The 18,561-nt window shown below is 59.5% G+C and carries 21 protein-coding genes; 11 read left to right on the top strand and 10 right to left on the bottom strand.

Annotation, left to right across the window (positions count from 1 at the left end; all coding sequences use genetic code 11):
* The first annotated feature begins 142 nt into the window (after nucleotides 1–142).
* The 7 genes from NL116_RS30420 to NL116_RS30390 all read left to right on the top strand — a co-directional run bounded on the left by NL116_RS30420 (nucleotide 143) and on the right by NL116_RS30390 (nucleotide 5,960).
* Entirely contained in the window at nucleotides 143–1,807 is a 1,665-nt protein-coding gene (locus NL116_RS30420) for an OFA family MFS transporter (protein ID WP_494375262.1), read from the top strand.
* Nucleotides 1,808–2,077: 270 nt separating this feature from the next.
* Complete coding sequence (hisB, locus tag NL116_RS30415; RefSeq protein WP_003218037.1) at nucleotides 2,078–2,671, top strand: imidazoleglycerol-phosphate dehydratase HisB; 594 nt, start codon at nucleotides 2,078–2,080, stop codon at nucleotides 2,669–2,671.
* Entirely contained in the window at nucleotides 2,671–3,309 is a 639-nt protein-coding gene (hisH, locus tag NL116_RS30410; protein WP_494375261.1) for an imidazole glycerol phosphate synthase subunit HisH, read from the top strand. Before hisB ends, hisH begins: the two co-directional genes overlap by 1 nt.
* Nucleotides 3,310–3,567 (top strand): DUF2164 domain-containing protein, encoded by a 258-nt coding sequence (locus NL116_RS30405; protein WP_050682512.1) that lies wholly within the window; start codon nucleotides 3,310–3,312, stop codon nucleotides 3,565–3,567.
* Nucleotides 3,568–3,609: 42 nt separating this feature from the next.
* Complete coding sequence (gene hisA / locus NL116_RS30400) at nucleotides 3,610–4,347, top strand: 1-(5-phosphoribosyl)-5-[(5-phosphoribosylamino)methylideneamino]imidazole-4-carboxamide isomerase (RefSeq protein WP_017336056.1); 738 nt, start codon at nucleotides 3,610–3,612, stop codon at nucleotides 4,345–4,347.
* 9 nt (nucleotides 4,348–4,356) lie between these two features.
* Nucleotides 4,357–5,127 carry an imidazole glycerol phosphate synthase subunit HisF gene (gene hisF / locus NL116_RS30395; protein WP_007897430.1) on the top strand — a complete coding sequence of 257 codons (771 nt, stop codon included), beginning with the start codon at nucleotides 4,357–4,359 and terminating at the stop codon, nucleotides 5,125–5,127.
* 77 nt (nucleotides 5,128–5,204) lie between these two features.
* Complete coding sequence (locus NL116_RS30390; RefSeq protein WP_494375260.1) at nucleotides 5,205–5,960, top strand: substrate-binding periplasmic protein; 756 nt, start codon at nucleotides 5,205–5,207, stop codon at nucleotides 5,958–5,960.
* A 124-nt stretch (nucleotides 5,961–6,084) separates the two neighbouring features.
* On the opposite strand, the gene NL116_RS30385 is transcribed toward NL116_RS30390, so the two are convergent.
* The 4 genes from NL116_RS30385 to gpmI all read right to left on the bottom strand — a co-directional run bounded on the left by NL116_RS30385 (nucleotide 6,085) and on the right by gpmI (nucleotide 11,174).
* The gene (locus NL116_RS30385) at nucleotides 6,085–6,861 is read right to left on the bottom strand and encodes a divergent polysaccharide deacetylase family protein (protein WP_494375259.1); all 777 of its coding nucleotides are present in this window, start codon (nucleotides 6,859–6,861) and stop codon (nucleotides 6,085–6,087) included.
* Nucleotide 6,862: 1 nt separating this feature from the next.
* The gene (locus tag NL116_RS30380; protein WP_494375258.1) at nucleotides 6,863–8,182 is read right to left on the bottom strand and encodes a S41 family peptidase; all 1,320 of its coding nucleotides are present in this window, start codon (nucleotides 8,180–8,182) and stop codon (nucleotides 6,863–6,865) included.
* 31 nt (nucleotides 8,183–8,213) lie between these two features.
* Complete coding sequence (locus NL116_RS30375) at nucleotides 8,214–9,512, bottom strand: murein hydrolase activator EnvC family protein (protein WP_494375257.1); 1,299 nt, start codon at nucleotides 9,510–9,512, stop codon at nucleotides 8,214–8,216.
* A gap of 132 nt (nucleotides 9,513–9,644) precedes the next feature.
* Nucleotides 9,645–11,174, bottom strand: a complete 1,530-nt coding sequence (gene gpmI / locus NL116_RS30370; protein WP_494375256.1) for a 2,3-bisphosphoglycerate-independent phosphoglycerate mutase — start codon at nucleotides 11,172–11,174, stop codon at nucleotides 9,645–9,647.
* Nucleotides 11,175–11,327: 153 nt separating this feature from the next.
* Here gpmI and NL116_RS30365 point away from each other — a divergent pair, with 153 nt between their 5' ends.
* The 3 genes from NL116_RS30365 to secB are packed head-to-tail and all read left to right on the top strand — an operon-like array spanning nucleotide 11,328 to nucleotide 12,536.
* Nucleotides 11,328–11,747 carry a rhodanese-like domain-containing protein gene (locus NL116_RS30365; RefSeq protein ID WP_494375255.1) on the top strand — a complete coding sequence of 140 codons (420 nt, stop codon included), beginning with the start codon at nucleotides 11,328–11,330 and terminating at the stop codon, nucleotides 11,745–11,747.
* Nucleotide 11,748: 1 nt separating this feature from the next.
* Entirely contained in the window at nucleotides 11,749–12,003 is a 255-nt protein-coding gene (grxC, locus tag NL116_RS30360) for a glutaredoxin 3 (protein WP_008058538.1), read from the top strand.
* 41 nt (nucleotides 12,004–12,044) lie between these two features.
* On the top strand, nucleotides 12,045–12,536 hold the full coding sequence (gene secB / locus NL116_RS30355; RefSeq protein ID WP_027922165.1) for a protein-export chaperone SecB: 492 nt from the start codon (nucleotides 12,045–12,047) through the stop codon (nucleotides 12,534–12,536).
* 132 nt (nucleotides 12,537–12,668) lie between these two features.
* Here the strand turns inward: secB and NL116_RS30350 are convergent, their stop codons facing one another.
* Nucleotides 12,669–13,124 carry a tRNA (cytidine(34)-2'-O)-methyltransferase gene (locus NL116_RS30350; protein ID WP_133837827.1) on the bottom strand — a complete coding sequence of 152 codons (456 nt, stop codon included), beginning with the start codon at nucleotides 13,122–13,124 and terminating at the stop codon, nucleotides 12,669–12,671.
* Between NL116_RS30350 and NL116_RS30345 the strand changes: the two genes are divergently transcribed.
* Nucleotides 13,123–13,563 carry a hypothetical protein gene (locus NL116_RS30345; protein ID WP_494375254.1) on the top strand — a complete coding sequence of 147 codons (441 nt, stop codon included), beginning with the start codon at nucleotides 13,123–13,125 and terminating at the stop codon, nucleotides 13,561–13,563. The two genes, NL116_RS30350 and NL116_RS30345, sit on opposite strands and share 2 nt — an antisense overlap.
* A 543-nt stretch (nucleotides 13,564–14,106) precedes the next feature.
* Here NL116_RS30345 and ntrC read toward each other — a convergent pair.
* The 5 genes from ntrC to NL116_RS30320 all read right to left on the bottom strand — a co-directional run bounded on the left by ntrC (nucleotide 14,107) and on the right by NL116_RS30320 (nucleotide 18,416).
* Nucleotides 14,107–15,543 (bottom strand): nitrogen regulation protein NR(I), encoded by a 1,437-nt coding sequence (gene ntrC / locus NL116_RS30340; RefSeq protein WP_027922162.1) that lies wholly within the window; start codon nucleotides 15,541–15,543, stop codon nucleotides 14,107–14,109.
* Nucleotides 15,540–16,625, bottom strand: a complete 1,086-nt coding sequence (glnL, locus tag NL116_RS30335; protein ID WP_008024908.1) for a nitrogen regulation protein NR(II) — start codon at nucleotides 16,623–16,625, stop codon at nucleotides 15,540–15,542. Before glnL ends, ntrC begins: the two co-directional genes overlap by 4 nt.
* Before the next feature lie 230 nt (nucleotides 16,626–16,855).
* On the bottom strand, nucleotides 16,856–17,476 hold the full coding sequence (locus NL116_RS30330) for a DUF4124 domain-containing protein (RefSeq protein WP_494375253.1): 621 nt from the start codon (nucleotides 17,474–17,476) through the stop codon (nucleotides 16,856–16,858).
* Nucleotides 17,473–17,982: a DUF4124 domain-containing protein gene (locus NL116_RS30325; RefSeq protein WP_494375252.1), complete on the bottom strand. Its 510-nt coding sequence runs from the start codon at nucleotides 17,980–17,982 to the stop codon at nucleotides 17,473–17,475. The genes NL116_RS30330 and NL116_RS30325 overlap by 4 nt, the downstream gene beginning before the upstream one ends.
* 26 nt (nucleotides 17,983–18,008) lie before the next feature.
* Complete coding sequence (locus NL116_RS30320) at nucleotides 18,009–18,416, bottom strand: cupin domain-containing protein (protein ID WP_494375251.1); 408 nt, start codon at nucleotides 18,414–18,416, stop codon at nucleotides 18,009–18,011.
* Nucleotides 18,417–18,561: the final 145 nt, after the last annotated feature.

Raw genomic sequence — 18,561 nt, 5'->3', positions numbered from 1 at the left:
AACCTTTGCCCGTTCGTCCGTCCCGCTGCGACCCGATGTCGCATAAAAAAGGCACTTCACCCAACAAAACGGTCATGCGTGCGCATAAAGGCCGGGGGCGAGGAGTGGCTGGCGAGCCCTACTAATAATTGGGGGATACACAATGACTACGAGCCTCACGGCGGACGGCCTCAACGCCGGCCAGCCTGCGTTCCTTTCCAAGGAACGCATCATCGCCAAGCCCGGTTTCAACCGCTGGCTGGTACCACCGGCCGCGTTGGCCATTCACCTTTGCATCGGCATGGCCTACGGCTTTTCGGTGTTCTGGTTGCCGCTGTCCAAAGCCTTGGGTGTGACCAAGCCAGTGGCCTGCGCGCCGGACATGAGCTTCATTTCGCAGGTTTTCTCTTCACAATGCGACTGGCCGATTTCGATGCTCGGCTGGATCTACACCCTGTTCTTCATCTTCCTCGGCTGCTCGGCAGCGATCTGGGGCGGCTGGCTGGAACACGCCGGGCCGCGCAAGGCTGGCGTTGTATCGGCGCTGTGCTGGTGCGGTGGTCTGCTGATTTCGGCGCTGGGGATCTATACCCACCAGATCTGGCTGATGTGGGTCGGTTCCGGGGTCATCGGCGGTATCGGTCTGGGGTTGGGCTATATCTCGCCGGTGTCGACGTTGATCAAGTGGTTCCCGGACAAGCGCGGTATGGCGACCGGCATGGCGATCATGGGTTTCGGTGGTGGCGCGATGGTCGGTGCTCCGCTGGCCGCAGCGCTGATGGGCCATTTCGCTTCGGCAGAAAGTGTGGGCGTATGGCAGAGCTTCCTGGTGATGGCCGCGATTTACTTCGTGTTCATGATCGGTGGCGCACTGTCCTACCGCGTTCCGCCAACCGGCTGGAAGCCTGAGGGCTGGACCGCTCCGGCGAAAAAAGCGTCGAATGCGATGATCACTCACCGTCACGTTCACGTGAATGTGGCGTGGAAAACTCCACAGTTCCGTCTGGTGTGGCTGGTGCTGTGCCTGAACGTATCCGCCGGTATCGGCATTCTTGGTATGGCATCGCCGCTGTTGCAGGAAGTGTTCGGTGGCAAATTGATCGGTGTTGATCTGCCATTCGGTCAACTGGATGCCGGGCAACTGGCTTCGATTGCGGCGATTGCTGCCGGCTTCACCGGTTTGCTGAGCCTGTTCAACATCGGCGGCCGTTTCTTCTGGGCCTCGTTCTCGGACTACCTGGGTCGCAAAAACACCTATTTCGTGTTCTTCGCCCTCGGTTTCGCGCTGTACGCGTTGATCCCGAACCTCGGTCACCTGGGCAATGTTGCGCTGTTCGTGGCGGCGTTCTGCATCATCCTGTCGATGTACGGCGGTGGTTTTGCGACGGTCCCGGCGTATCTGGCGGACCTGTTCGGTACGCAAATGGTCGGTGCGATCCACGGTCGTCTGTTGACGGCGTGGGCAGCGGCGGGCGTATTGGGTCCGGTGTTGGTGAACTACCTGCGTGAGTATCAGCTGAGCATTGGCGTTGAACGCGCCGCCGCTTACGACATCACCTTGTACATCCTCGCGGGCCTGCTGGTGCTGGGCTTCCTGTGCAACCTGCTGGTGCGTCCGGTGGCCGACAAGTACTTCATGACCGACGCTGAACTGGCCGCCGAACAGGCGCTGGGCCACGACAAGGGTGCTGACAGCAGCACCGTGCTGGAGTGGAAAGCGGCGCCGGGCAGCAAGCCTTTGGCGATTGCTGCGTGGTTGGTGGTGGGTGTTCCGTTGGCGTGGGGTGTTTGGGTGACCTTGCAGAAGACGGCGGTTCTGTTCCACTAACGCAAAAACCCTGTGGGAGCGGGCTTGCTCGCGAAGAGGGAGTATCAGTCGACATCAATGTTGCCTGACACACCGCTTTCGCGAGCAAGCCCGCTCCCACATTTGGTCTCCACAAGGCACAGCATCCGTGTTTGCTGGCTTGTATGGACATGTCTATCCCCGACAGCGCGGGGTTCTGTCCGTCAGTGATATCACCTCTCGTGTTTCTGTTTCGGCCCCGCGTGCCTATAATGGCTGCCTTTTTCGCCCAATGATTTTGCGGAGCTGGTGATGGCCGAACGTAAGGCGTCAGTCGAGCGCGACACTCTGGAAACCCAGATCAAAGCCTCGATCAACCTGGATGGCACCGGAAAGGCCCGATTTGATATCGGTGTTCCTTTTCTTGAGCACATGCTGGACCAGATCGCCCGTCACGGGCTGATCGACCTGGATATTGTCAGCAAGGGCGACCTGCATATCGACGACCACCACACGGTGGAAGACGTCGGTATCACCCTGGGTCAGGCCTTCGCCAAAGCGATCGGCGACAAAAAAGGCATCCGTCGCTACGGCCACGCCTACGTGCCGCTCGATGAAGCGCTGTCGCGCGTGGTGATCGACTTCTCCGGCCGCCCAGGCCTGCAGATGCACGTGCCGTACACCCGCGCTACCGTTGGCGGCTTCGACGTTGACCTGTTCCAGGAATTTTTCCAGGGCTTCGTCAACCACGCCCTCGTCAGCCTGCACATCGACAACCTGCGCGGCACCAACACCCACCACCAGATCGAAACCGTGTTCAAGGCTTTCGGCCGCGCCTTGCGCATGGCCGTAGAGCTCGATGACCGCATGGCCGGTCAGATGCCATCGACCAAAGGCGTTCTGTAATGCAGACGGTCGCGGTTATCGATTACGGCATGGGCAACCTGCACTCGGTGGCCAAGGCCCTCGAGCACGTCGGTGCCGGCAAGGTCTTGATTACCAGCGATGCCGACGTGATTCGCGAAGCCGACCGGGTTGTATTCCCCGGCGTTGGCGCGATTCGCGATTGCATGGCGGAGATTCGTCGCCTGGGCTTCGATTCGCTGGTGCGTGAAGTCAGCCAGGACCGCCCGTTCCTCGGCATTTGCGTCGGCATGCAAGCCTTGCTCGACAGCAGTGAAGAGAACGACGGCGTCGACTGCATCGGCCTGTTCCCGGGCGCGGTGAAGTTCTTTGGCAAAGACCTGCATGAAGACGGCGAACACTTGAAAGTCCCGCACATGGGCTGGAACGAAGTGACGCAAAAGGTGAGTCACCCGCTGTGGCACGACATTCCGGACCTGGCGCGTTTCTACTTCGTGCACAGCTACTACATCGCCGCCGGCAACGCGCGGCAGGTGGTGGGTGGCGGTCACTACGGTGTCGATTTCGCTGCAGCGCTGGCCGATGGCTCGCGTTTCGCCGTGCAGTTCCACCCGGAGAAGAGCCATACCCATGGCCTGCAATTACTGCAGAACTTCGCCGCGTGGGATGGCCGCTGGTAAATGGCCGTCAAGAAGAAGCCACCGATCCTGACCCTCACTCCTGAACAGGAGAACGAGGCCAACCAGAAGATCAAACGCTTTATGGAGGATCGCTTCGAACTGGACCTGGGTTCGTTCGAAGCGGCCGAAATCCTTGAGCTGTTTACCCGTGAAATTGCTCCGCACTATTACAACAGGGCGATTTTCGATGTGCAGACGCACCTCAAAGAGAGGTTCGAAAGCATCGAAAGCGACTTGTGGGCGCTCGAGAAAAACTGATTTCCGAGCGAAGCTGAATACTCGAATTTGAAGGTTTGCCAGATGCTGATTATTCCCGCTATCGATCTCAAAGACGGTGCCTGTGTTCGTCTGCGCCAGGGCCGCATGGAAGATTCCACGGTGTTCTCCGATGACCCGGTGAGCATGGCTGCCAAGTGGGTGGAGGGCGGTTGCCGTCGTCTGCATCTGGTCGACCTGAACGGCGCCTTCGAAGGCCAGCCGGTCAACGGCGAAGTGGTCACCGCCATCGCCAAGCGCTACCCGAACCTGCCGATCCAGATCGGCGGCGGTATCCGCTCCCTGGAAACCATCGAACACTACGTGAAAGCGGGCGTGAGCTACGTGATCATCGGCACCAAAGCCGTGAAAGACCCGGCCTTCGTCGCCGAAGCCTGCCGCGCGTTCCCGGGCAAAGTGATTGTCGGTCTGGACGCGAAGGATGGTTTTGTCGCCACCGACGGCTGGGCTGAAATCAGCACCGTTCAGGTGATCGACCTGGCCAAGCAATTCGAAGCCGACGGCGTGTCCGCGATCGTTTATACCGACATCGCCAAAGACGGCATGATGCAGGGCTGCAACGTACCGTTCACCGCTGCGCTGGCCGCTGCCACGCGCATTCCGGTGATCGCGTCCGGCGGTATTCACAACCTCGGTGACATCAAGTCGCTGCTCGACGCCAAAGCGCCAGGCATCATCGGTGCGATCACCGGCCGGGCGATCTACGAAGGCACCCTCGACGTCGCTGAAGCGCAAGCTTTCTGCGATTCGTACAAAGGCTGAGGACTGACCATGGCGCTAGCCAAACGCATCATCCCTTGCCTGGACGTGGATAATGGCCGGGTCGTCAAAGGTGTGAAGTTCGAGAACATTCGCGACGCCGGTGACCCGGTGGAAATCGCCCGTCGTTACGACGAGCAGGGCGCCGACGAGATTACGTTCCTCGACATCACCGCCAGCGTCGACGGTCGCGACACCACGCTGCATACCGTGGAGCGCATGGCCAGCCAGGTATTTATCCCGCTGACTGTGGGCGGTGGCGTGCGCACCGTGCAGGACATTCGCAACTTGTTGAATGCCGGCGCGGACAAGGTCTCGATCAACACCGCTGCGGTATTCAATCCGGAGTTCGTGGGCGAGGCGGCGCAGCATTTCGGTTCGCAGTGCATCGTGGTTGCCATCGACGCCAAGAAGGTCTCCGGCCCGGGCGAAACTCCGCGCTGGGAAATCTTCACCCACGGTGGTCGCAAGCCAACCGGCCTCGACGCCGTTGAATGGGCGAAGAAGATGGAAGGCCTCGGGGCCGGTGAAATCCTGTTGACCAGCATGGATCAGGACGGCATGAAAAACGGCTTCGACCTGGGCGTGACGCGCGCCATCAGCGATGCGCTGGGCATTCCGGTGATCGCCTCCGGTGGCGTCGGCAACTTGCAGCACTTGGCTGACGGCATCCTCGAAGGCCACGCCAGCGCGGTACTCGCGGCAAGTATTTTCCACTTCGGCGAATACACCGTGCAGGAAGCCAAGGCTTACATGGCCCACCGCGGAATCGTCATGCGTTAAACAAACGATACAGGCCAGTGGACATCATGGCGGGCTCAAGGCACTCTTGGGTACGCCATGGATTTCGGTAGCCAGACATGCTTAAACGCTTTCTTCTCGTCCTCGCCAGTGCCTCCCTCTTGTTTATCAGCGGAGTGCGTGCCGCAGAAAGTCCCGACACCGATCTGGTGTTACTGACGGAAAATTTCCCGCCCTACAACATGGCGAAGAACGGCAAAAACTTCGCTCAAGACGAGAACATCAACGGCATCGCCGTGGACATCGTCCGCGAAATGTTCAAACGTGCCGACATCACTTACAGCCTGACGCTACGTTTCCCTTGGGAGCGGATCTACAAACTCGCCCTGGAAAAACCCGGTTACGGCGTGTTCGTGATGGCGCGTTTGCCTGATCGCGAGAAGCTCTTCAAGTGGGTGGGCCCGATTGGTCCGGATGACTGGATCATGCTGGCCAAAGCCGACAGCAAGATCAGCCTTCAAACGCTGGATGACGCGCGCAAATACAAGATTGGTGCGTACAAGGGCGATGCGATTGCCGAGACGCTGGGCAAGCAGGGGCTGAATCCGATCGTTGTGCTGCGCGATCAGGACAACGCGAAGAAGCTGGTCAATGGCCAGATCGACTTGTGGGCCACCGGTGATCCCGCCGGGCGTTATCTGGCGCGGCAGGAAGGCGTGAACGGTCTGAAAACGGTGCTGCGCTTCAACAGCGCCGAGCTGTACCTGGCGTTGAACAAAGACGTGCCGGATGAACTTGTCAGCAAGCTTCAAGTAGTGCTGGATCAGATGCGCAAGGAAGGCGTGGTGGACGACATCATGGCGCGATACCTCTGACACCACGCTATTCAAATGTGTGCGGGCTTGCTCGCGAAGGGGCGTGTCAGACGACATTAATGTTGCCTGATACACCGCATTCGCGAGCAAGCCCGCTCCCACATTTGAACTGAGGTGTGGCGACTTACCGGTAAACGCCATCCTTCCCGTGAGCTGCCGTCGCCCGATTGCTGCGCAAGCTGATCATCATTTTGATGTCAATCCACTCAATCCCCTGAGCCTTCAGCTTCGGCAACTCGCGTTCCAGCACCGCCAGTGTTTGCGGATACGGATGCCCGATCATCACCGCCGAACCCTGCTTGCGTGCCAGGCTTATCGCTGTCTGTAGCTGCGTGAAAATTGCCGCTTCGGTGCGCTCGTCATCCAGAAACACATCCCGCGAAACACTCGGCAACCCAATTTTCTGCGCCTCGGCTGCGGCAACGGTGTGCGCGCTGGTACGGCTATCGAGGAAGAATTTGTGGTGTTGCTGCAAGTCCGCCATCAACCAGGCCATGGCCGGTTGCTGGGCAGTCATGCGGCTGCCCATGTGGTTGTTGATGCCCGCGGTATAGGGCACGACCTTGAATGCTGCGTTCAGGCGTTTTTCCAGTTCTTCGATGGGCAAGTCAGGATGCCAGGCAAACGGGCCGGTGGCCGGGTCCATGGGCATGTGCAGGATGACGATTTTGCCGGCGCGGTGGGCTTCGCGAGCGAATTCGGTGGCGTGGGGTGTGTCGGGCATGATCGCCGTGGTCACCGGGCCGGGCAGGGCCAGCACGCGGCGATCCCGGGGCAGGTTTTGCCCCAGGTCATCGATGATCAGGCTGAGATAGGCTTTTTGAGGAGAAGTCTCGACGGGCGCTGCGTGAGCAACACCCGTCAGGCAAAGCAATAAACCCAGGACAAACCGCTGGAACATCTCAGCGGCCGGACGTGATGCTCAACCCTTTGAGCAGGCTCAAGGCCTGGGCCAACTGGTAATCATCATCCTGCGGCATGGCCTTGGCTTTGCCACTGGAGCTGGTCGGCTTGTCGGCGCCGCCGTTGCCATTGCCCAGGTGACCTTGCAGATCGGCTTCCTTGAAGTATTCGCTGTCCTGCTCGTTGGTGATCTTGGCCTTGCGTACCTCGATGTCCGGAACGATGCCTTGGGCCTGGATCGAGCGGCCGTTGGGCGTGAAGTACAACGCCGTCGTGATCTTCAGCGCGCGATCGTTGTTCAGTGGCAGCACGGTTTGAACCGAGCCTTTGCCGAAACTGGTGGTGCCCATCAGCACCGCGCGTTTTTGATCCTGCAAGGCACCGGCAACAATCTCGGACGCCGAGGCACTGCCGCCGTTGATCAGCACGACCATTGGCACGGCTTCGCTTTCGTCCTTGCCGGTCGCGGAGAAGCGCAGCTCGGAATTGGCGATACGGCCTTTGGTGTAGACGATCAGGCCCTTCTTGATGAAGTGATCGACCACTTCCACCGCCGCCTGCAGCACGCCGCCGGGGTTGTTACGCAGGTCGAGGATTATACCGTTGAGCTTCTTGCCGTTTTCCTTGCGCAGCTTGGCCAGGGCCTGGGAGACCTCTTCGCCGGTCTTGACCTGGAACTGTGTGATGCGGATATAGCCGTAGCCGTTTTCCAGCAGCTGCGACTTCACGCTTTTAACCTGGATAACGGCGCGGGCCAGGGTAACGTCGAACGGAGTACCGCCATCGCGTACCAGCGTGAGCGTGATTTTCTGGCCGATCTTGCCGCGCATCTTGTCCACGGCTTCGGTCATGGTCTGGCCGCGAGTCGGCTGGCCGTTGATCTTGACGATGAAGTCGCCAGCCTGAATGCCGGCCTTGGAGGCCGGGGTGTCATCGATCGGCGAAACCACCTTGATGAAACCGTCTTCGGCACCGACTTCAATGCCCAGGCCGCCGAATTCACCGCTCGTGCTTTCCTGCAGTTCGGTGAAGTCTTCCGGGCCCAGGTAGGCGGAGTGCGGGTCGAGATTGCTCAGCATGCCTTTGATGGCGTTTTCCAGCAGGGTCTTGTCGTCCACCGGTTCAACATAGGCAGCCTTGATCCGGTCCATGACCTCGGCAAAGGTGCGCAATTCTTCCAGTGGCAACGGTGCCTTGGTCGTCGCGGCAGTGCCCGCAGGCGCGACTGCCGGGGCCGGTTGCGCGGCGAACGCCAGAGGCGCGCCGATCACCAGGGCGATCGTCAGGGCCAGCGAGGTAAGGCGGGACAAATGCAGCATGTCGAACGAACTCCTGAATTAGGTAGCGTGCTTATCCTTGCGCACGACACCATTGCGCCGGATCACTCGGGTGACCCTGCTGACGAATTGCGAAATACAGTGCTGGTGTGTCCTGCCCGCCACTGTTACCGACAGTGGAGATGGACTCACCGGCTTTTACCACGTCACCCGCAGACTTGAGCAGCGTCTGGTTGTGACCATAAAGACTCAAAAAACCGTTGCCGTGGTCGAGAATCACCAGCAGCCCGGCGCCACGCAACCAGTCGGCAAACACCACGCGACCGCCATGCACGGCGTGCACCTGGCTGCCGGCGGAGGCGCTGATCATCACGCCGTCCCACTTGGTGCGGGCATCGTCGCCACGGGACTCGCCGAAGCGTGCCAACAATCGACCATCAACCGGCCAGGGAAGTTTTCCCCGAGTTGATGCGAAAGGACCGCCAAAGGTCTCGCCTGAGCTTGAAACCAGCGCGCCGGGTGTCGACTTGACCGGTTTGCGTGGGGCGTCGGTGGTCTCTGCGTCTGCAGCCGCCTGGGCCTCACGTAAACGCTTTTTTTCGGCTTCCTGCTGGGCGATCAGCGCTTTTTGCCGCGCTTCTTCTGCCTCACGGGCCTGGCGAGCCAAGGTTTCTTCAATGGTTTTAAGGACTTTAGACAGGTCTGCCTGATCTTGCTCGCGGGATGCCAGTTTTTGGTCGCGGGCCTTTACGTCGTCGTTGAGCTTGGCCAGGACTTGCTGGCGTTCCTTGCGGACTTTGTCGAGCTCATCGCGCTGGGTGTCGAGGCTGCTCTTCTGTACGAGCAACTGCGCCTGTTGGGTGTCGATGTCTTTTTCGACATTGGTCAGTTGGCGCAGGGTTTCGTTGAAATTCTTCAGCTGCTCCAGGCGGGCCTGACTCAGGTAGTCGTAATAGGTGAGGGTGCGGGCGAATTTTTCCGGGTTCTGCTGGTTCAGCAGCAGCTTCAGGTATTCCTGACGGCCGTTTTGATAGGCGGCGCGGGCCTGTATGGCGATCAGTCGTTGCTGTTCAGTGCGCGCGCTCTGGAGTTTTTTTTTCTCTGCATCGAGTCGCTGCAGCTCGGATTCGCTTTTCTTCAGCTCTTTTTGCAGAGCATCGACCTGCTTCTCGAGCTTGCCCATTTCAGTCTCGGTGCCCTTGAGCTCTTTCTGCACACCGGATTTTTCTTCCTGGAGCTTGCCCAGCAGTTTTTTCAGCTCGGCAATGTCCTGACGCGTGGCGTCCAACTGTTGTTGGGTTTGCTCGCGCTCGTCAGCAAAAGCCGGTTGGAGCAGGCAAGTCAGTGCAAGGGCTATCAGGACGCGGAGCATAGAGGCGGGCGACACCAGGGAAAGGGACGGCCTAGTATGCCCGCCAAGCGTGGCAAAAAAAATGCCCAATTGGGACTGTGTGATAACTGGACAAAAAAACACCACAAACCCTGTGGTGTTTGACGAAGCGGGTTACACCAGAATCGATGTCCCGGTCATTTCTGCCGGTTTTTCCAGGCCCATCAGCATCAGCATGGTGGGCGCCACATCTGCCAGTACGCCGCCTTCACGCACCTTGAGGTCACGCTTGCCGACATAGATGAACGGCACAGGCTCGGTGGTGTGTGCGGTGTGCGCCTGGCCGGTGGCTTCATCGGCCATCTGCTCGACGTTGCCGTGGTCAGCGGTGATCAGCGCTTCGCCACCGACCTTGTCCAGGGCTTCGACGATGCGGCCGACGCACTGGTCCAGGCATTCAACGGCTTTCACTGCGGCATCAAACACGCCGCTGTGGCCGACCATGTCACCGTTGGCGTAGTTGACCACGATCACGTCGTAACGCTGATTGTCGATGGCATCGACGATGCGGTCGGTGACTTCCGGAGCGCTCATCTCTGGCTGCAAGTCATAGGTAGAGACTTTTGGCGATGGGATCAGAATGCGTTCTTCGCCCGGGAACGGTTCTTCACGACCGCCGGAGAAGAAGAAGGTCACGTGCGCGTACTTCTCGGTTTCGGCGATGCGCAGTTGCGTCTTGCCGTTTTTCGCCAGGTAATCGCCCAGTACGTTTTCCAGGCTGCCCGCGGCGAACGCCGAGGGCGCAGGAATGCTCGCAGCATATTGGGTCAGCATGACGAAACCGGCCAGTTTCGGCTGACGGCTGCGTTCGAATTCCTTGAAACCGTCTTCGACGAACACGCGAGTCAGCTCACGGGCGCGGTCGGCGCGGAAGTTCATGAACACCACCGCATCACCGTCTTCGACCTTGACCGGCTCGCCGATGGAGGTGGCTTTGACGAACTCGTCGCTCTCGCCACGGGCGTATGCGGCTTCCAGACCTTCCTGGGCGGTTGCGGCGTTGAATTCGCCTTTGCCGTCGACAATCAGGTTATACGCTTGGGACACGCGGTCCCAACGGTTGTCGCGGTCCATGGCGAAGTAACGGCCGATGATGCTGGCGATCCGGCCTTTGCCCAGCGCCTGGAAGGTCGCGTCGAGCAGTTCGATGGACGACTGGGCGCTTTTCGGCGGCGTGTCGCGGCCATCGAGGAAAGCGTGCAGGTAGATTTTTTCAGCGCCGCGTTTGAACGCCAGTTCAGCCATGGCGATCAAGTGGTCCTGGTGGCTGTGAACGCCGCCATCGGACAGCAGGCCCATGAAATGCACGGCTTTGCCGGCGGCAACGGCTTTATCCACAGCGGCGCAGATGGTCGGGTTTTCGAAAAACTCGCCGTCGCGGATCGATTTGGTCACGCGGGTGAAGTCCTGATACACCACACGGCCGGCGCCGAGGTTCATGTGGCCGACTTCGGAGTTGCCCATCTGGCCGTCCGGCAGGCCGACATCCATGCCGCTGCCGGAAATGAGGCCGTTCGGAACGGTGGCCCACAGTCGGTCCAGTACGGGCTTCTTCGCGGCAAAGATAGCGTTGGATTCAGGGCTCTCACTGTGACCGAAGCCATCGAGAATAATCAGGACCAAAGGTTTAGGCGTGGTAGTCATGGATTCCACTCGTGGCTGAGTTAAAAGAGGGCGTTGGAAAAGGGAGTGGCAGTTTAAAGCGAAGTTCCGGCCACGTCACCGCCGGACGGGGTTTGGCCCACCATAGTGGCTGTGTATACTGGCCGACATTTTAACGCCCTGGAACCTCCTTCGATGGTTGCTCACCTGATTGAATTTGCCACTAACCACTACATTCTTGTCGGTATCTTCGTCGTACTGCTGGCGGCGCTGATTGCCTATCAAATGCAGGGCGGCGGTCGTAGCCTGAGTACCGGTGAACTGACCGGGCTGGTCAACAAGGACGCTGGCGTCGTGGTCGACATCCGTTCGACCAAGGACTTCGCCGCCGGTCACATCGTTGGCGCGTTGAACATTCCTCACGACAAACTGACCGCACGCATTGGCGAACTGGAAAAGCACAAGGCCAAGACCATTATTCTGGTCGACGCCCTGGGCCAGACCGCCGGTACCCATGCCCGTGAACTGATGAAATCCGGCTTCACCGCCGCCAAGCTCTCCGGTGGTATTTCCAGCTGGAAGGGCGACAACCTGCCGCTGGTCAAGGTGAAGTGATATGAGCAACGTCGTCGTCTATTCCAGCGATTACTGCCCTTACTGTTCACGAGCCAAGTACCTGCTCGAGAACAAAGGGGTGGCCTTCGAAGAGATCAAGGTCGATGGCAAGCCGCAGGTGCGCGCCGCCATGGCTCAGAAAGCCGGACGTACGTCTGTGCCGCAGATCTGGATCGGCAGCACCCACGTGGGTGGTTGTGATGATTTGTTTGCCCTTGAGCGTGCCGGTAAGCTCGATGCCTTGCTCAAGGCCTGAATACCTTCCCTATAAGACCCCAAGATCAGAAAGGATCTGAGATGACTGACCAACAGAACACTGCAGCTAGCGAAGAAGAAACCGCACCGCAATTCTCCTTGCAGCGCATCTACGTACGTGACTTGTCCTTCGAAGCCCCGAAAAGCCCGGCGATTTTCCGTCAGCAGTGGGAGCCGAGCGTCGGCCTGGATCTGAACACTCGCCAAAAGGCACTGGAAGGCGACTTCCATGAAGTCGTGCTGACCTTGTCCGTAACCGTGAAAAACGGTGAAAACGGCGAAGTGGCATTCATCGCTGAAGTACAACAGGCCGGGATCTTCCTGATCAAGAACCTGGACGACGCTTCGATGAGCCACACCCTCGGCGCGTTCTGCCCGAACATCCTGTTCCCGTACGCTCGCGAAACCCTGGACAGCCTGGTCACCCGTGGCTCGTTCCCGGCCCTGATGCTGGCACCGGTGAACTTCGACGCGCTGTACGCACAAGAACTGCAACGCATGCAGGCGGCTGGCGAAACTCCGACCGTTCAGTAAGCAGTCCTGAGAGTCGACGCAAGTCCAATGTGGGAGCGGGCTTGCTCGCGAAAGCGGTGTAACAGTCAACGAAGATGTTGAATGTTATGGCCCCTTCGCGAGCAAGCCCGCTCCCACATTTGTTATGCGGTGTTACTTGAAACCGAGCTGGCGCCAGCCTTCATACACGGCGACGGCCACGGTGTTGGACAGGTTCAGGCTGCGGCAGCCTTCGCGCATCGGCAAGCGCAGGCGTTGTTCGCCGGGCAAGGCGTCGAGCACGTCGGCGGGCAGGCCCCGGCTTTCCGGGCCGAACAGGAAGGCGTCACCTTCAGCAAAGCTGGCGTCGTGGAACGGTCGCGAGCCTTTGGTGGTAAAGGCGAACAACCGTGGATGACCCAGGCTCTCCAGGCAGCTGGCGAGGTCGGCGTGGCGTTGCAGGGTGGCGTACTCGTGGTAATCGAGGCCGGCCCGGCGCAGGCGCTTGTCGTCCATCTCGAAGCCCAGCGGCTCGATCAAATGCAGGTGGCAGCCACTGTTGGCGCACAGCCTGATAACGTTGCCGGTATTCGGCGGAATTTCTGGTTGAAAAAGGATGACGTGAAACATGCACGGCTCCGAAGGTAAAGATGACGGGCATTCTACGCCGCCAAAGGACCCCCGTTCGAAACTATTCCCACGAGTGCTCGGTTCGTTGGCGATTGTCGGGATGATGGTGGGGCTGATGATCGGTCGCCTGACCGCGCCAGACCCGACTGTCTTGCAGCAAGTCGAGGTCACGAGCGACGGCCTGGTGGTGTGGTTCAACAACGAACCCAAGAGCCACGGCGAATTTGTCGACGGTAGCCTCGCGCTGCTGTTCGAGGCTGAGGGCAAGGCGCAGAAAGGTCAGCTCAGGCTCGACGATAAAAACGTCAACTGGCGTGTTCGCTTGAGTGATGGGGGGTTGTTGCTGTCAGTGGTGGCGGCCCGGCCGCTGCAAGGCGAATGGGCCGGTCGCGAAGTCGATGACCGCTGGCGGCTGGAGATCCATCTCCGGGAGCAATAAAAGAGGGAATCCCCGGCCTGCCTGTACCAAGGTTCCCAAAACGGCAGGGCTCATGCATTGCGTCGTGAGCCCGGTGTAAAGAAGGAACCCCTGACCTGCCTGTATCAAGGGCCCCAAAACGGGGTGGGCTCGTCGCCTGTGCGGTGTGAGCCCGATGTAAAGAGGGGAATCCCCGGCCTGCCTGTACCAAGGTCCCCGAAACCGGGTAGTGAACTGAATCACTGAATGGACTATTGCAGGGGGCGTGCCATTTTTTAACAAGTTGAAACAGAAAGCCGCGCTGAAACGTCGAAAGCCCCGTATTCCGGGGCTTTCGTGTTTTTTCGATAGGGGTTCGATTGTGAAAAATGGCGGGGGGCGGGATCAGTGTTTGTGCGCGATTGCGGTTCACGGTGCATTGCGGCGGTGCACGTTGGCCCCAAAAGCTTCGCGGGCAAGCCTCGCTCCTACAGGGTTTGTGCCAATTTAAGATCGGCGCATGACCTGTAGGAGCGAGGCTTGCCCGCGAATGGATGTCGCTGTCAGCGAAGAGCTGAAGGTTGCTTAGCCTTCATCCCCCTCATCATCATCCCCACCGTCCACCTTCATCCCCAATTCCTTGATCTTGCGCGTCAGGGTATTACGCCCCCAACCCAGCAAGACCGCCGCATCGCGGCGGCGGCCGGCGGTGTGTTTGAGGGCGGTCTCGATCATGATCCGCTCGAAAGCCGGCACGGCGGTGTCCAGCAGGCTCGACTGACCCCGCGCCAACGCCTGATCGGCCCACTGGCGCAACGCTTGTTCCCAGTTGGTCACCGGCGCCGAATCCTGCGGCAGGCTCAGCAGCTCCGGCGGCAGGTCGCTGATGTGCACTTCGCGACCCGAAGCCATCACCGTGATCCAGCGGCAGGTGTTCTCCAGCTGGCGCACGTTGCCGCCCCACGGCAAGTTCTTCAGGTATTCCTCTGTTTCACTTTTCAGTAGCTTCGGCTCGACCGCCAGTTCCTGCGCGGCGCGGCTGAGGAAGTGCTTGGCCAGGGTCGGGATGTCTTCGCGACGGTCCGACAGGCGCGGTATATGGATGCGGATCACATTGAGGCGGTGGAACAAGTCCTCACGGAATTTCCCGGCGTGCACCAGAGTTTCCAGGTTCTGGTGAGTGGCGGCGATGATTCGCACATCGACCTTGACCGGCACATGACCGCCAACGCGGTAGAACTCGCCGTCGGCCAGTACCCGCAGCAAGCGGGTTTGGGTGTCGGCCGGCATGTCGCCGATTTCATCAAGGAACAGCGTGCCGCCATCCGCCTGTTCAAAGCGACCGCGGCGCAAGTTGGCCGCGCCAGTGAACGCGCCTTTTTCGTGGCCGAACAGCTCGGACTCCATCAAATCCTTTGGAATCGCCGCCATGTTCAGCGCGATGAACGGCGAGGCCGCCCGTGGGCTGTGGCGGTGCAGGGCGTGAGCCACCAGCTCTTTACCGGTCCCGGATTCGCCGTTGATCAGCACCGTGATGTTGGAATGGCTCAAGCGCCCGATGGCGCGAAATACTTCCTGCATCGCCGGTGCTTCACCGATGATTTCCGGGGTGCGGGTCAGGGCGACCGGGACTTCCAGGCCTTGCTGTTCCTGCGCGTGCTGATTGGCGCGCTTGACCAGGGAAACGGCTTCGTCGACGTCGAACGGCTTGGGCAGGTACTCAAACGCGCCACCCTGATAGGACGCGACAGCGCTGTCCAGATCGGAGTGAGCGGTCATGATGATGACTGGCAACCGTGGGTGCTGTTCGCGAATCCGTGCCAGGAGGTCCAGGCCACTGGCGCCCGGCATGCGGATGTCAGAGATGATCACGTCCGGTTGCTGGCGCGCCAGGCGGCTCATCACGCCATCGGCGCTGTCGAAGCTCTGCGTGGTCATGCCTTCCTGCTGCAAGGCTTTTTCCAGAACCCAACGGATAGAACGGTCGTCATCGACGATCCACACGGTTTCACTACGGCTCATGTCGATGTGGCTCCTTGTTCCAGTGGCAGAAAGATCGAGAAAGTGGTGTGGCCTGGGTGGCTGTCACATTCGATCAAGCCCTGGTGCTGGCTGATGATGTTCTGGGTAATGGCCAGACCGAGTCCGGTACCGTCCGGGCGACCGCTGACCATGGGAAAGAAGATGGTTTCCTGAAGTTCCGCAGGAATGCCCGGTCCGTTGTCGATGATTTCGATCTTGGTCACCAGGCGATGGCGCACATGGCCTATGGTGAATTGGCGCATGGCGCGGGTGCGCAGGCTGATGCGGCCCAGGCGCAATTCGTTCTGGCTGCTGATGGCCTGCATCGCGTTGCGCACGATGTTCAGAACCGCCTGAATCATTTGTTCACGGTCGATCAATACGTCCGGAATGCTCGGGTCGTAGTCGCGCACCAAGGTAATGCAACCCTGGCTTTCCGCTTCTACCAGATGGCAGACGCGCTCCAGCACTTCGTGGACGTTGCACATGGCCAGCGACGGCAATTTGTTCGAGCCGAGCATGCGGTCGACGAGGTTGCGCAGGCGATCGGCTTCTTCAATGATCACGTTGGTGTAATCGCGCAGGCTTTCTTCCGGTAGTTCGCGGGCGAGCAATTGTGCGGCGCCACGAATTCCGCCCAGCGGATTTTTGATTTCATGCGCGAGGCCGCGCACCAGCATCTTGCTGGTTTCCTGCTTCGACAATTGCGCCTCTTCCTTGGTGATCCGCAGCAGGCGGTCACGGGGGTGGACTTCCAGCAACAGCATGGTGGCGCCGTTGGCCAGGATCGGTGTGACCGCGTAGTCGACAGTCAGGGTCTGGCCGGTCAGGGCCGTGAGCATCGCTTCACGCTTGGTGAACGGGTGTGCCTGTTCTACCGCTTGGCGCAGTGAATTCAGCGCTTCGGTGGATTCGGTAAACAACTCGCTGATGAACTGCCCATGACTGCGCTGGCCGCTGATGGCCAGCAGCATCTCCGCCGCCGGGTTCATGTACTCAAGGCGCAATTCGGCGTCGAGCAGGATGGTGGCGGTGGTCAGGTTGTCGAGTAGCAAGCGGTGCAGTGCGTCGCTAATGGTCATCAGGACCTCTTTTGGAGCGGAGCGTGCGCAAGAAACAAGCGCTGATGCGGGGAAAATGCAAAAACCAAACCAAGGCTCCGAAAAGAAGCAATTAACGCCTGAAACGGACGTTTGACGCTCGTTTGCGTGGCGTTCTGCCAGCTTTTGCGGGTACTTTCGAACCAAAATGGGTTGCGATGTGGGTACAGTGCACCCTCTCGCACCAATATAGTGCGCAAAGCTCAGCGGTGTTAGAACAAACGCATGAAGGGATTTTTTTCTTCTGCCGGTTTTTCTTCCGGGGGACACTCGGGCCGCTGGCCGTAGTCGACGAGGGTGCAGGGTTTGACCCGGCGTTGTTGTGCGAGTGAGGTGCGCATCATGTGGAGGGGCTGATTGGCCGTGCGTTCTACAGTACGACCTTGTTCGTCGAGGATTTCCACTGACAGGTTGTGGCTGCCGCGATCGATATTGCTCAGAGGGAAAACAGGGCTCAGGCCCGGTTCGGCAGTGGGTTGGTCGTCGAGCAGCAGGCGGTAGCGATGACCCGGTTGCAGGCCGGGTTCATTGGTGACGCTGACGATAATTTCGCCGGCATTGCTGCGGATCGTCGCGTCCGGCTCTGGCACCAGGATGCGCAGCAAGTCGTAGTGAAACAGTGGTTGCTCTTCGGGCGGGTTCGCGGCAATCAGCGCCTTCGCAACAGTGGGCTGGGCAGCCATGCGATTGCTGGTCGTCAGCGGTACGCGTTTGGCGTTGCCGTGCTGCGGCAGGTCGGTGAAGGCGCGATTGCCTTGTGCGTCGACATAGGTGAACACCTCGGCATTGGCAGGGAAGGCGATCAAGCAGGCGATCAGTAGCCAAAGCTTCATGGCTTGTGCACACGTTGCACCGTGAACATCACGGTCGGACTTTGCTGAAGGATCGCCTCGCCATTGATTACCTGCACCGCCAGGCTGTGTTCGCCACGGTCGATGTTCACCAGTTGCAGAATCGGCACATTGCTCGATTGCCCATACGGCTGGCCATCCAGCAGCAATCGCAACAGATGCGGCGCTTGCAAGCGGGGCTTGATCAGGACGCTGACGGTGAACGTCCCGTTATTCGCGCGCAGGGCCTCATCGGTGGGCAGGCCTGCCAGTTGCAGCGCCTCATAGGTGCTCTGTGGCTGCTGATTGTTAACGCCGTCGGTAGACGCTGCGGGAGGAGGCTGGCGCTCAACACTGTTGAGTGGCGCAAGCTCAACCGGTTGGGCTCTGACGCCATCAGGCGGTTGATTGCTATAGGCGATATTGCCGTCGGCGTCGGTGTATTTGTAGATTTGAGCTGCCACTGGATAAGCGAAGAACAGCAGCAAAAGCAATAAAAGTGGCCGCATTCAGACTCCCTGTGAGCAGCAAGGATTTACTCCGACAGTGGAATACCTTCGCTGCCAGCATAGAACACAATAAGTTCTACCGGTTCATCACCAGTGACCCCGCGATGGACGACGTCGACCATTTCCGCCACGGCTTCACCTTGTTTGACGCGCCTGCTCTGGCCATTGTCTTTACTCTCGATCAGCAGTTCGCCAGAGAGGACGTAGCCCGTGTTGGGAATGGCGTGGGTGTGCCAAGGCAATTGGGTGTTGGCCGGTATCTTGAGTCTGAGCACTGTCAGCTCGGGCGCCGCAGCCGGGTAGCGAACGTAAGGTGAGTTGTCCCACGACTGGCTGCTTTTGAGCAGGATTTCTCGTTCGATTCCCGTGGGTGCGGTGGCTGTTGTGCAGCTTTGAAGGGCAAGGGCGCCGAGAGCGAGCGTAAGGGTTTTCATCGATCCATCCTTTGAGTTCGGGCAAAGGACAGGCTACGAGTCATCAAAGGTGTTTGATGCCGGACGATACTGCGTGCGCCCGAGGAGATGGCGAATTTCATTGTGGGAAATTGCCCCCACAAAAAAAGAGAGGCCCCCCGAAGGA

The sequence above is a fragment of the Pseudomonas sp. FBCC-B1667 genome (assembly GCF_059133255.1).
This window is presented reverse-complemented; position numbering and strand designations above follow the sequence as displayed.

Coding starts and splice junctions, on each gene's coding strand:
- NL116_RS30420 (WP_494375262.1), top strand. CDS start 143: ATGACTACGAGCCTCACGGCGGACGGCCTCAACGCCGGCCAGCCTGCG.
- hisB (WP_003218037.1), top strand. CDS start 2,078: ATGGCCGAACGTAAGGCGTCAGTCGAGCGCGACACTCTGGAAACCCAG.
- hisH (WP_494375261.1), top strand. CDS start 2,671: ATGCAGACGGTCGCGGTTATCGATTACGGCATGGGCAACCTGCACTCG.
- NL116_RS30405 (WP_050682512.1), top strand. CDS start 3,310: ATGGCCGTCAAGAAGAAGCCACCGATCCTGACCCTCACTCCTGAACAG.
- hisA (WP_017336056.1), top strand. CDS start 3,610: ATGCTGATTATTCCCGCTATCGATCTCAAAGACGGTGCCTGTGTTCGT.
- hisF (WP_007897430.1), top strand. CDS start 4,357: ATGGCGCTAGCCAAACGCATCATCCCTTGCCTGGACGTGGATAATGGC.
- NL116_RS30390 (WP_494375260.1), top strand. CDS start 5,205: ATGCTTAAACGCTTTCTTCTCGTCCTCGCCAGTGCCTCCCTCTTGTTT.
- NL116_RS30385 (WP_494375259.1), bottom strand. CDS start 6,861: ATGTTCCAGCGGTTTGTCCTGGGTTTATTGCTTTGCCTGACGGGTGTT.
- NL116_RS30380 (WP_494375258.1), bottom strand. CDS start 8,182: ATGCTGCATTTGTCCCGCCTTACCTCGCTGGCCCTGACGATCGCCCTG.
- NL116_RS30375 (WP_494375257.1), bottom strand. CDS start 9,512: ATGCTCCGCGTCCTGATAGCCCTTGCACTGACTTGCCTGCTCCAACCG.
- gpmI (WP_494375256.1), bottom strand. CDS start 11,174: ATGACTACCACGCCTAAACCTTTGGTCCTGATTATTCTCGATGGCTTC.
- NL116_RS30365 (WP_494375255.1), top strand. CDS start 11,328: ATGGTTGCTCACCTGATTGAATTTGCCACTAACCACTACATTCTTGTC.
- grxC (WP_008058538.1), top strand. CDS start 11,749: ATGAGCAACGTCGTCGTCTATTCCAGCGATTACTGCCCTTACTGTTCA.
- secB (WP_027922165.1), top strand. CDS start 12,045: ATGACTGACCAACAGAACACTGCAGCTAGCGAAGAAGAAACCGCACCG.
- NL116_RS30345 (WP_494375254.1), top strand. CDS start 13,123: ATGCACGGCTCCGAAGGTAAAGATGACGGGCATTCTACGCCGCCAAAG.
- NL116_RS30350 (WP_133837827.1), bottom strand. CDS start 13,124: ATGTTTCACGTCATCCTTTTTCAACCAGAAATTCCGCCGAATACCGGC.
- ntrC (WP_027922162.1), bottom strand. CDS start 15,543: ATGAGCCGTAGTGAAACCGTGTGGATCGTCGATGACGACCGTTCTATC.
- glnL (WP_008024908.1), bottom strand. CDS start 16,625: ATGACCATTAGCGACGCACTGCACCGCTTGCTACTCGACAACCTGACC.
- NL116_RS30330 (WP_494375253.1), bottom strand. CDS start 17,476: ATGAAGCTTTGGCTACTGATCGCCTGCTTGATCGCCTTCCCTGCCAAT.
- NL116_RS30325 (WP_494375252.1), bottom strand. CDS start 17,982: ATGCGGCCACTTTTATTGCTTTTGCTGCTGTTCTTCGCTTATCCAGTG.
- NL116_RS30320 (WP_494375251.1), bottom strand. CDS start 18,416: ATGAAAACCCTTACGCTCGCTCTCGGCGCCCTTGCCCTTCAAAGCTGC.